General features: G+C 64.0%; 10 protein-coding genes. All 10 read left to right on the forward strand.

What is annotated here, in order from left to right:
* Positions 1-20: 20 nt before the first annotated feature.
* A complete protein-coding gene (locus tag BLU39_RS22825; RefSeq protein WP_092717305.1) occupies positions 21-1802 on the forward strand; it encodes a DUF2341 domain-containing protein in 1782 nt (593 codons plus the stop codon).
* Positions 1803-1815: 13 nt separating this feature from the next.
* A complete protein-coding gene (locus tag BLU39_RS22830; RefSeq protein WP_034753784.1) occupies positions 1816-2226 on the forward strand; it encodes an ExbD/TolR family protein in 411 nt (136 codons plus the stop codon).
* Between the two features lie 10 nt (positions 2227-2236).
* Positions 2237-2953 (forward strand): energy transducer TonB family protein, encoded by a 717-nt coding sequence (locus tag BLU39_RS22835; RefSeq protein ID WP_254789043.1) that lies wholly within the window; start codon positions 2237-2239, stop codon positions 2951-2953.
* 36 nt (positions 2954-2989) lie between these two features.
* Entirely contained in the window at positions 2990-4729 is a 1740-nt protein-coding gene (locus BLU39_RS22840) for a putative porin (protein WP_092717308.1), read from the forward strand.
* Between the two features lie 9 nt (positions 4730-4738).
* On the forward strand, positions 4739-5413 hold the full coding sequence (locus BLU39_RS22845; protein WP_092717311.1) for a hypothetical protein: 675 nt from the start codon (positions 4739-4741) through the stop codon (positions 5411-5413).
* Between the two features lie 26 nt (positions 5414-5439).
* Positions 5440-5931 (forward strand): YbjN domain-containing protein, encoded by a 492-nt coding sequence (locus tag BLU39_RS22850; RefSeq protein ID WP_232731246.1) that lies wholly within the window; start codon positions 5440-5442, stop codon positions 5929-5931.
* Between the two features lie 208 nt (positions 5932-6139).
* Positions 6140-9244: a DEAD/DEAH box helicase gene (locus BLU39_RS22855; protein ID WP_092717317.1), complete on the forward strand. Its 3105-nt coding sequence runs from the start codon at positions 6140-6142 to the stop codon at positions 9242-9244.
* A 49-nt stretch (positions 9245-9293) separates the two neighbouring features.
* Positions 9294-10421, forward strand: coding sequence for a PAS domain-containing sensor histidine kinase (locus tag BLU39_RS22860; RefSeq protein ID WP_092717320.1), 1128 nt, complete (start codon positions 9294-9296; stop codon positions 10419-10421).
* Between the two features lie 137 nt (positions 10422-10558).
* Positions 10559-11239: a response regulator transcription factor gene (locus BLU39_RS22865; RefSeq protein ID WP_034753797.1), complete on the forward strand. Its 681-nt coding sequence runs from the start codon at positions 10559-10561 to the stop codon at positions 11237-11239.
* Positions 11240-11395: 156 nt separating this feature from the next.
* Positions 11396-12103, forward strand: coding sequence for a transposase (locus BLU39_RS22870; protein ID WP_092717323.1), 708 nt, complete (start codon positions 11396-11398; stop codon positions 12101-12103).
* The last annotated feature ends 46 nt before the right edge of the window (positions 12104-12149 follow it).

Consider the following 12149-nt stretch of genomic DNA (forward strand, 5'->3'; position numbering starts at 1 on the left):
TTCTTCGGAGAATCACTGTCATGCAACGTCTTCTTTTCCTGCTCACGATCCTGGGCACGTTCGTTCCCGGCCTGGCGCATGCCTGGTGGCAGCCCGACTGGGCTTACCGCAAACCCGTCACCGTCGACGCCGGCCCGAAGGCGGGCGCCGTGGGCGGCGATCCCGGCCGCATTCCCGTGCTGCTGCGCTTGCATTCGGGTAACTTCAACTTCGAAGGCGTCAGCGACAACGGCGCCGACCTGCGCTTCGTGGCGGGCGACGATAAAACCGTGCTGAACCACCAGATCGAACAGTTCAACCCGCTGCTGGGCATCGCCCTGATCTGGGTCGACGTGCCGGCCCTGACGGCCGGTACGCCGCAGCAGCTGTGGATGTACTACGGTAATCCGAAGGCGCCCGCTTCCGGCAATGGCCAGCGCACTTTCGATCCCGACTACAGCCTCGTCTACCACTTCACCGAGCCTGGCGTGCCTGCGCGCGACAGCACCGCCTACGGCAACCATGCGCAGACGGCCGTGCCGGCACTCGACGGTTCCGTCATCGGCGCCGGCGCCCGCCTGGGTACGGCACCGCTGATGCTGCCCGCCTCGCCATCGCTGGCGCTGGCCGCCGGCGCGCCGTTCACCTTCTCCGCCTGGGTGCGCCCGGACAGCCTGGGCGCGCAGCAAGTGCTGTATGCGCGCCGCGATGGCGCCAATGAATTGCTGATCGGCGTGAACCAGGGCGTGCCTTTCGTGCAGGTCAATGGTCAGCGCAGCAAGCCGGGCCAGCCTATCCAGGCCGCGCAATGGTCGCACCTGGCCGTCAAGGCCGACAAGAACAACGTGGCCCTGTACGTGGGCGGCCGTCCGGCCGTGTCGCTGGCCACCGCGCTGCCGGCGTTCAGCACGGCAGCCTCGGTGGGTGCCGATGCGCCGCCGGTCGCTGCCGGTGCCGCCACCCTGGCCAACTTCACGGGCGCCATCGACGAGCTGCGTCTGTCGCGCACGGCCCGTCCCGACGCCCTGTTGCTGGCCGACGCCGTCTCGCAAGGCTCCGAATCGCGCCTGGCCGTGTTTGGCGCCGATGAACAGCAGGCGGGCAAAAGCCATTTCGGCTTCATCATCGCCGCCATGCCGCTCGACGCGTGGATCGTCGTCGGCGTGCTGGGCCTGATGATGGTCTTGTCGTGGATCATCATGATCGGCAAGGGCCGCAGCTATGGCGCCATCTCGCGCGCCAATGCGCAATTCATGCAGTCGTTCCACGAAGCGGCCGGCGCGCCGCTCGACCACTTGTCGCGCAACGGCAAGCTGAGCGCTTCCGTGAAGGCCGATTCCTCGCTGTGGCGTCTGTATGACGTGGCCATCGACGAGATGCGCCGCCGCCACGACCGCGGCTACGACCTGAACGCCGTCTCGAACGCAACCATCGGCGCCATCCGCGCCGCCATGGATGGCGTGATGGTGCGCGAAAGCGAACGCATGTCCAAACGCATGATCTGGCTGTCGACCACCATCGAAGGCGCGCCCTACGTCGGCCTGTTCGGCACCGTGATCGGCATCATGCTGGTGTTCGTCGTGGCAGCCATGGCCGGCGCCGTGGACATCAACTCGGTGGCGCCGGGCATGGCGGCAGCGCTGCTGTGTACGGCTGCCGGCCTGGGCGTGGCCATTCCCGCGCTGTTCGGCTACAACTGGCTGTCCTCGCGTTCGGACGCCATCGTTGCCGACATGGCCGTCTTCGTCGACGAGTTCGCCACGCGACTGGCCGAAGAGCAGGGCGACGGACGCCAGATGCGTCCCGTGCTGCAACAGGCGTGAGGGGCGCATAACCATGGCCACCTCCGCCAAGTTTACCCCCCGCAAGCGTAGCGGCGGCATCAACATCACGCCCTTCGTCGACGTGCTGCTGGTGGTGCTGGTGATTTTTATTCTGACCAGCAACGCCAGCATTCCCGGCATCAAGGTCGACCTGCCCAAAGCCAGCTCGGCCATGGCGCTGGAAAAACCGAAGACCAAGGCCATCACCATCGACAACGCGGGCCAGGTCTTCCTCGATGCCTATCCCGTCACCTTGCCCGAGCTGGAAGAGCGCTTGCGCACGGAAAAGGCCCTGACGCCGGACTTCCCCGTGATCGTGCGCGGCGACGCCGCCGTGCAATACGCGAAAGTGGTCGAAGTGCTCGATTTGCTGCGCCGTATCGACCTGAACCAGGTGGGCCTGGTGACCGGCAAGCCGGCATGAGGAGCGCAAGGTGAAGCGTGACGACATGATGAAGATGGCCGCCCCGGAATCGTCGGGTGCGGCGCAGTGGTGGCGCCGCTGGGGCGGCGTGGCCGGCGGCGTGCTGCTGGCCGGCGCGCTGGCTGCGCTGGTCTGGTATTTGCTGTCGGACACGGCTGCCACCAAGCGCGAAGTGGCGGCCCCGCCGATGCTGATGCTGCCACCGCCGCCGCCACCGCCGCCGGAACCGGAAAAACTGCCGGAACCGACGCCGGACAAGGTGGTGCCGGAAGTGTCGGAGCCGGAACCGACACCGGCCGACAAGCCCATGGATGACGCGCCGGAAAGCCCGTCGCAGGACAAGGGCGACCCCGTCACCATCGACGGCGCAGCGCAGGCCGGCAGCGACGCTTTCGGCATCCAGGCCGGGCGTGGCGGCGGCATGACGGGCGGCGGCGGTGGCGGCGGACTGGGCGCGGCATCGTATGGCCGCTATGTGGCCAATGCGCTGCAACTGGCGTTCGCCCGCGACCCGCGCACGCGCCAGCTGGCCTTTGCCGACATCCGCGTCGACCTGTGGCTCGATGCGGAAGGCAAGACGACGAAAGTGCAGCTGGTGCAAGGCACGGGCAATGCGCAGACGGATGAGCAAGTGCTGGCCATGGTGCGCGATTTCCGCGCCGATGAACGGCCGCCGGCGTCCCTGCGTTTCCCGGCCCGCGTTTCCATTAAAGGTCGGCGCCCGTAAGCGCATGAACTAATTCCTCATTTACCGAAAGAAGCGATGAATTCCTTATTTTCTTCCCCACAGCGTGCGCGCCGCCTCCCGCTGGCGCTGGCCGCCCTGGCCCTGAGCGTGGCGGCAGGCACGGCACAAGCCCAGGCTGCCGCACCGGCCGACAGCACCATGGTCAAACTGATCCGCGGCCTGATCCAGAGCGGCGCCCTGAACAAGGATGCCGGCGAAGCGCTGCTGGCGCAGGCGCAGAGCGAAGCACTGGCCGCGGCGCAAGCCCGTCCGGCTGCGGCGCCGGCGGCCCTGGCGCAGGTGCAGCCGGGCGACGTGCGCGTGCCGTATATTTCGCAAACCGTGCGCGAACAGATCCGCGACGAGATCAAGGGCCAGGTCATGGCTGAAGCGAAGGCGGGCGGCTGGGCGGCGCCGAATGAAACGCCGGCCTGGACCAAGCGCATCCGTCTGGAAGGCGACGTGCGCGCGCGCTACGAATCGCGCTACTACGACATGGCCAACAGCAATATCGAGATCGACTGGCGCTCGCTCAACAGCGGCAGCGGCTACGACGTCAACTCGAACACCAACCTGGCCCTGCCGGCGTTGCTGAACACGCGCGAAGACCGCAAGCATTTGCTGCGCGCGCGTGCCCGCCTGGGTATCCTGGCCGACATTTCCGAGACCACGCAAGCAGGCATCCGCCTGGCCAGCGGCAACGACGACAGCCCGGTGTCCACCACGCAAACCCTCGGTGGCGGCCTGGGCAAGAAAAACATCTGGCTGGACCAGGCGTGGCTGTCGTACCAGCCCGCTTCCTGGTTGAAACTGACGGCGGGCCGCTTCGACAATCCATTCGTGTCTGGCGACGAACTGTTTTCCAGCGAACTCAATTTCGACGGCATCGCCGCCAAGGTGCAGCAACCGGTGGGCGAGAGCAAGGACGTTACCGTCTTCGGTACCCTGGGCCTGATTCCGCTCGAGTATTCGTCCGACAATGCGCCTAGCCGCAGCCAGGCAAAAATGTCGAGCGAAAACAAATGGCTGCTCGGTGCGCAAATGGGTGCCTCGTGGAAGATCAATAACGACCATCAATTGCGTGGCGCGCTGGCCTACTACAACTTCCGCAACATCAGCGGAGAATACTCGCAGCCGTGCGCGCTGTACGCGGGCGCCGATGGCTGCAGCACGGACTGGTCGCGTCCATCGAGCATGCAAAAGGGTAATAGCCTGATGTTGCTGCGCAATATCGCCTTGAACCCGCTGGACCCGGCCAATACGCCGCAGCCGCAATTCGTGGGCCTGGCGTCGAAATTCCGCCTGGCCAACCTGAATGCGCGCTGGGATAGCAGGGTGGCGGGTGGCACGGACTTGCGCATCGAAGGCGACTATGTGCGCAACATGGCTTACGACAAGAACGCAATGTGGGCGCGCGCCAAGGGCGGCATCATGAACAATTTCGGCGGCACGGGTGGCGTCTCGCAAGCCGATTTCAAGAGCGGCGGCAATGCCTACATGTTGCAGGCAACGCTGGGCAAGGCCAGCCCGGCCGCGCGCGGCGACTGGAACGTCTTGCTTGGCTATAAGCGTATCGAACCGGACGCCTTGCCTGACGCCTACAACGATTCGACTTTCCACCTGGGCGGCACGAATGCGCGCGGCTACTACCTGGGCGGCGCGTATGCGCTCGACAAGAATACGTGGCTGAACGGCCGCTGGACGTCGAGCCGCGAAGTGTTCGGTTCGGCGCTGTCGATCGACACCCTGCAAATCGAATTGAACGCGCGTTTCTAAGGAGCCACGATGTTGATATCCAACAAAATGCGCCTGCCTTTGCTGTTGCTGAGCTTGCTGGCCGCCGGCACGGCCCAAGCGCAGGGACAGAAGGGGCAAAGCATGGAAGAGCGCTTGCGGGCCGAGTTGCGTAACGTGACGGCGCAATTGCAGCAGACGCGCGGCGAGCTGGAAGTGCTCAAAGCCAAGGGCGTGCCTGTGGCCAAGGCGGCGCCCGCTGCCGCCGCGCCCGCCAGCGACGGCTTGAAAAAGGAGCTGGCGCGCAGCCAGTCGCAACTGGCGCAAGAGCGCGCGCAGCGGGAAAAACTGGGCGAGCAGCAACAGCGCAGCGCCGCCGCCGCGCAAGAGGCGGCCGCCAGCCTGGCGCAGTACCGCCAGGCCAGCGAGCAATTGACTGCCACGGGCAAGCGGCTGGAAGCGGAGCGTGCGCGCCTCGACGGCGAAGTGACGGCCCAGCGGGGCGCCCTGGCGCGCTGCGAAAGCAAGAATGCCCAGCTGTATGCGGTCGGACAGGACATCCTGCAAGCGTATGAGGGCCTCGATGTGCTGGACGTCATGAAGGCGCGCCAGCCGTTTGCCGCGCAAAGCCGGGTGAAACTCGAGCAAATCGCGCAGCAGTATGGCGACCAGCTGTATCAGGGCCGCTTTGATGCGCGTCAAACAGAAACGCCGGCCCCCCAATAATTTTTCTTGAAATGAATGGAATGACGATGGAAAACACGAATACCAACTTGCTGACCACCCTGAACGCGGAACAAACGGCCGACGCCATCAAGGCGGCTGGCTGCGCCGTGACCAGCATCGAACACGACGGCGTCGTGCGCCTGCACAGTGCCAGCCATGGCATCGGATTCCAGGTGCTGTGGGGTAATGAAGCGGCGCCTGGCCAGTACGCGGATCTGACCCTGAGCTGCCCGCTGCGCGTGCAGGGCGGCGACTTGCCGGCCGGCTTGCTGGCCGAATGGCACCGCAGCAAGCGTTTCGCCCGCGTGGCCCAGCATGGCGATTTCGTCGTGCTGGAAATGGATGTGCTGGTCGCCGGTGGCGTCAGCACGGAGTACCTGAATATCAATCTGCAACTGTGGACGCAGATGATGGGCCAGTTCTTCTTGTTTTTGCGCAACTTTACGCCAGCCGATACGAGCACAGCACCGGTAGTCGAGGCCGCCAGCGTGGCAGAAGAAGACACCGTGCCGGCCTGATAAATCGTCCAGCGGCGCTAAAAAAGGCCCTGGACGGGCCTTTTTTGCCGCCAGCGGGTCCCAAGTGTCGTATTAAATACTTATTTTTTAGGCATCGCGCATTAAAACTGCTCAAAGAGCGTGTGTGAATCAAGCCAGCAACGCCTGTATGGCGGATAATATTGCCTGTTGCCGATTTGGATACGACCTTTACACAAAAATGCGCCCCATGGATTTTACCCGCGACGAAACCAGTGAAACCCCAGTTGCCCCGGCCAGCGCGCCGGGAGCGCCTTTGCCGTATGCCGTCGCCACCTGGCTGCAGCGGGTGGAGGCAGCCGCCCATCCGAAGGCCGTGCTGACGATTGCCGAGCCCGATCCGAAACTCAACGCGCATCGATTGATCTACGTGCTGGCGCCCACCAGCGGCGGCCGCCACGTGGCCCTGTGCCTGTACAAGGCGCGGCTGCGGCCGAATGGCGACGTGGCGGCGGCGTCGCCCATCAGCGAAATCTTTTCCCTGCTGTCGGCGCCGCCCACGTTTTTGACGCCGGCCGATGAAGACCTCGTGCGCTTCTTCGTAGCCATGCGCAGCGGGCAGAATTCGCAGACGGGCAGCGCCACGGAGCCCAAGGGCAAGGTGGGCGCGGCCCTGCTGAAAATGCTGGCCGAGCAGGATAAATTGTTGTGGGCCAATTCCTGGGCCGACGTCGGCAATGGCCTCGTGTACCCGTTGAAGGAAGGTCCCGTGCGTCCCGCGCGCCTGTTCTGGCGCGACGAAGGCAAGACCATGCGCCTGGGCTGGCAAGTGGACCCGCCGGAAGGCGCGAAGCACCATGGCGCCGACCAGATCGACTACATGCTGCCCACCGATCCGCCGTGGTACATCGACAACCTGTCGTGCGGCGTGCTGGAATTGAACCAGGGCGGCTCCGACATTTCCCTGGCCGACTTGCAGGCGCTGGTGGCGCAGGCGCCGCCCCTGAACGCGAACGACAAGGTGCGCGTGTCGCAACTGTTGCTGGCGCAAGGCTTGCAGCACTTGATGCCGCTGCCGCAGCCCTTGCCGCAGCGTTTGCGCAAGGACGTGCCGGCGCAACCGGTCTTGCTGCTCGATAGCGCCATGCTGGCCGATGGCAGCATCCAGCGCTGGAGCGATTTCGCCGTGCTGTCCTACGACTACGATGGCGAGCGCGTCTCGTTCGATCCGTCGCAGCGCGTGGTGCGGCAAGTGGGCGACGTGACGGAAATCATCCAGAGAAACACGGTCGACGAAGCGCGCGCCCTGGCCACCCTGGCCGAGCTGCAATTCAAGAAGCCGGGCTCTGCCCCCTTGAGCGGCTTGAAGGGCGCCTTGCAACTGCCGTCCCAGGCGGAATGGCTGCGTTTTGCCGAGTCCGGCATCGACGCCTTGCTGGAGCAGGGCTGGATCGTGGAAAAGACGGCCAAGTACCGCTACGACGTGAGCGACGTGGGCGACTGGTACGCGGAAATCGACGACCAGGACCCGGACAGCGGCAACGCCTGGTTCGAGCTGGAACTGGGCATCGTCGTCAACCACGAGCGCGTGCCGCTCTTGCCCGTGCTGGTGCAGCTGATCCGCAACGCACCCAACGATTTCAATCCGAAAGTCATCGAAGCGCATGCGGACGATGACCAGATGCTGGCAACCTTGCCGGACGGCACGCGCGTTGCGCTGCCGTGGGGACGTGTGCGCCCCATCCTGAACACCCTGGGCGAACTGTATTTCAGCGACAAGATCAAACATGCCGTGCGCATGTCGACCCTGGATGCGGCGCGCCTGGAAGAGCTGGCACGGGGTCTGGAGATGGAATGGACGGGCGGCGAGCAGCTGCGCGCCATGGGCCGCAAGCTGAGCCAGTTCGGTTCCGTGCAAAAAGTGGCGGCGCCAGCCGGCTTGCAGGCGACCCTGCGCGACTACCAGGCCGATGGCCTGGCGTGGATGCAATTCCTGCGCGACCACGACCTGGCGGGCATCCTGGCCGATGACATGGGCCTGGGTAAAACCGTGCAGACCTTGGCGCATATCCTGGTGGAAAAGGAAGCGGGCCGTCTCACGCATCCGGCCCTGGTAATTGCACCGACAAGTCTGATGGGCAACTGGCAGGACGAGGCGGCCAAGTTCGCGCCTTCGCTGAAAGTGCTGCTGCTGCAAGGCAAGGACCGCGCCCAGCAGTTCGACCAGATCGATCAGTGCGACCTGGTGCTGACGACCTACGCCCTGTTGCCGCGCGACGAGGAAACCTTGCGCGAGCATGATTTCCACCTGGTCATCCTCGACGAATCGCACTACATCAAGAATACGCGCAGCAAGGCGGCGCAAAGCGCGGGCCTGCTGCGCGCGCGCCACCGCCTGTGTTTGTCCGGCACGCCGCTGGAAAATCATCTGGGAGAATTGTGGTCGCAATTCCACTTCCTGCTGCCGGGCTTGCTGGGCGACGAGAAGACCTTCAACACCCAGTTCCGCCATCCGATCGAACGCCAGGACGACCCGCTGCGCCGCATGCTGCTGAACCGCCGCATCAAGCCTTTCCTGCTGCGCCGCACGAAGGACAATGTGGCCAAGGAACTGCCGCCGAAGACGGAAATGGTGCGCAAGGTGGAATTGACGGGCCCGCAGCGCGACCTGTATGAAACCGTGCGTCTGGCGATGGATCAAAAGGTACGCGAGGAAATCGACAAGAAGGGCGTGGCGCGCAGCCAGATCGTCATCCTCGAAGCGCTGCTGAAATTGCGGCAAGTCTGCTGCGACCCGCGTCTCGTCAAATCCTTGCCGGCGAAAAAGCAATCGGCCGGCTCGGCCAAGCTGCTCGACCTGATGCAGATGGTGGAAGACTTGCTCGACGAAGGGCGCAAGATCCTCGTGTTCTCGCAATTTACCAGCATGCTGGAATTGATCGAGGAAGAACTCGAGTCGCGCGACATCCCGTACGCGCTGCTGACGGGCGAAACGAAGGACCGGGGCGCGCAAGTGGCCGCCTTCCAGCAGGGCGCCGTGCCGATCTTCCTGATCAGCTTGAAAGCGGGCGGCGTGGGGCTGAACCTGACGGCGGCCGACACGGTCATCCACTACGATCCGTGGTGGAATCCGGCGGCGGAAAACCAGGCCACGGACCGCGCCTGGCGTATCGGCCAGGACAAGCCCGTGTTCGTCTACAAGCTGATCGCGAAGGGTACCCTGGAAGAAAAAATCCAGCTGCTGCAGCAAAAGAAATCGGAACTGGCGCAATCGATCCTGGCCGAAGGCGAATCGCAAAAGATGGCGCTCACGCAGGAAGACTTGCAGCAGATTTTCGCCCCGCTGGAAGATTAACGCTGCCGCACGCTTATACTTGGCGATTCTTTCCTGCCAGGTATAACGCATGCTGCCTATTTTCCTTCTGCTGCTTGCCGGCGCCATCCTCATGGCGCTGCGTTTCGTCCAGTTGCGCCGTGCCCTGCTGCGCGCGCGGGCGGGCGAAGCGCAGTTCCGCCTGCTGGCCGAGCACGGGCGCGACGCGGCTTTCCTGCTCGACGCCACCACCCTCGAATTGCTCTACATCAGCCCCGCCGCGCAGCGCCTGACGGGCCATGACCTGCCTGCCTTGCGCGAATACGCGGCGCAGCTGGCGGCGGAGGTGCCGGCCCGGCTGCAACGCTGGCGCGATGGCGACACCAGCCGCTTGAGCCTGCTGCGCGAAGTGGAACTGCCGCACGCGGACGGCCATCTGCTGGCGCTGGAAATCAGCTCGACCATCGTGCCCGCGGCGGCCGGGCGGGGCGTGACCTTGGCGGGCACGGTGCGCGACGTCAGCGCGGCCCAGGCGCAGGAAGCGGAACGGGAAAAGGAGCAGAAGCGCTTCGCCTCGATGCTGTCGCATGAATTCCGCACGCCGCTGGCCACCATCGATGGCGCCATCCAGCGCCTCGTCTCGACATCGAAAGATGCCGACGAGGCCACGCGCAAGCGCTACGTGAAAATCCAGACGGCCGTCGACCGCTTGTTGTTCATGATCGACGATTATCTGTCGCCCGAACGCATGGCGGCCATCGGCCGCGAGCGGGCCGCCGACGGCATCGCGCCGCTGGCCTTGCTGCAGCAGGCGGCCGCCACCGTGCCCGCCAGCCACCCGGTGCAGCTGGAACTCGACGAGGACTTGCCAGCCAAGCTGCGTTGCGACGTGCCCGGCATGGCTCTGTGCCTGAAAATCTTGTTAGACAACGCCGTCAAGTTCAGCCCGCCCGGCAGCCCCATCGGCTTGTCGGCCAGGCTGGTACCCGAAGGCGGCGTGGCGCTGTGCGTGCGCGATGCGGGCCCCGGCTTGCGGGAAGACGAACTGGCGCATATGTTCGAAAAGGGCAGCCGTGGAAGCCATGCGACGCATCCGGGCGCAGGCCTGGGCCTGTACATGGCGCGCGCCGTGGTCGACGTGCATGGCGGGAGTTTGCAGGGGCATAATCTGCCCGAAGGTGGGGCCGTTTTCCGGATTTGGCTGCCGCTTCCTGTCTAGATCAGGAAAAGTCTTGCTTCCGCTGAAGGCAACCGTGATAATTCCTTGACGTAAACCTATTGTGCCGTCCATCATGGTGCAGAAGTGAATGGCATGGTTTGCCCACGGTAGCTCACTAACGGAAGAATGGCGTTGCAATGACGAAAATACTGATCGTCGAAGACAATCTGGACTACGCCGAAGACATGGCGGAGTTTCTCGTTGAGCTCGAACACGAAGTTCATATCACCAGCTCCGCTGGCGGGATGTGGACGGCGTTGAGCCATGGCAATGTTGGCGTGGTCGTGCTGGACCTGGGCTTGCCCGACGAGGATGGCTTCAACGTCATCCCCCGCATGCGCCAGCTGTATCCGCAAATCGGCGTACTGGTGCTGACGGGGCGCGTCGCCTTCGACAGCCGCATCCTGGGCTTGCGCCTCGGTGCCGACCACTATCTGACCAAGCCGATCAAATTCCCCGAACTGGCCGCCCATATCGAGGCGCTCGACCGCCGCGTCGGTCCGCAAGATCCCGTGCCCGAGCCGGGCAAGTGGACCTTGAAGGTAAGCGCTCGCCAACTTGAGCTGATGGGCGCCGTCATCGCCCTGACGGAAAAGGAATTCAACTTCCTGCACCTGCTCACCATCAACACCCGCCCCGTGCCGCGCGACGTCATCGTGGCCGGTATGGGCGGCGAAGATCCCGATGCGGGCCGCCGGGTCGACATGCTCGTCTACCGCCTGCGCAAGAAAGCCAAGACGGGCCTGGGCCAGGACTTGCCGCTGCGCAGCGCCTATGGCGAGGGCTACAGCCTGTCGGCCAGTTTTAATCTGTCCTGATTTGCCGTATCGCGCCGCTCGCAAGGGGCCGGTGCAATAAAAGGGACAGAGCCAGCCGTTTTTTTCAGTATGTCAAATAAAACAGGGTCAGAGTCGTGTCTTGCGCGCACAAGTGTGTAAAATCAAGGCCTTAGCCTTTATTTGCCGACTCTTGCCATGGCCCGTTTGCCTCGTCTCATCATTCCAGCACTGCCCCATTACGTGATACAGCGCGGCAGCAACCGCCAGCCCGTGTTCCAGGATGCGGCCGACTATACGCAATTTCTCTCGTGGCTGAAAACGGGGGCGAAAATGTTCAAGGTGGCCATCCACGCCTACGTTTTATTGCCTGATCAGCTACATTTGTTGGCCACGCCCAGCGATGCGACGGGCCTGGGGCAGCTGATGCAGTGGCTGGGACGCTATTACGTGCCGTATTTCAACCAAAAATACGGCCGTGAAGGGGCATTGTGGCAGGGACGCTACAAAACTTCCGTCATCGATCCCGATAATTTCTTCCTCACTTGCTGCCGCTACCTCGAATGCGTGCCCGTGCAAACGGGCTTGGTGGCACATGCCCTCGACCATGCGTGGTCCAGCTATGCCCATCATGCCGGCGTGCGACCTGATCCCGTCATCACCGACCACGCGTTGTACTGGGCGCTGGGCAACACGCCGTTCGACCGCGAGGCGGCCTATCTGCGCCTGTTCGAGCAAGGCTTGGGCAGCAGCCAGGTGAAAGTGGTGGAAGAGGCTGTATTGAAGGGCTGGCCGCTGGGTTCCGAGCCGTTCAAGCAGGCGCTGGAGCAGAAAATGCAGCGGCAAGTGCTGCCGGCCAAGCGGGGCCGTCCCCGCAAAATCGCGGCCGCCGCGGACGCTAATTAAAAAGCATTCGTATTTAAAACAAAAAATGAGTCCTTTCTGACGTTTT

It is taken from the genome of Janthinobacterium sp. OK676 (assembly GCF_900103595.1).
Classification (GTDB): domain Bacteria; phylum Pseudomonadota; class Gammaproteobacteria; order Burkholderiales; family Burkholderiaceae_D; genus Janthinobacterium.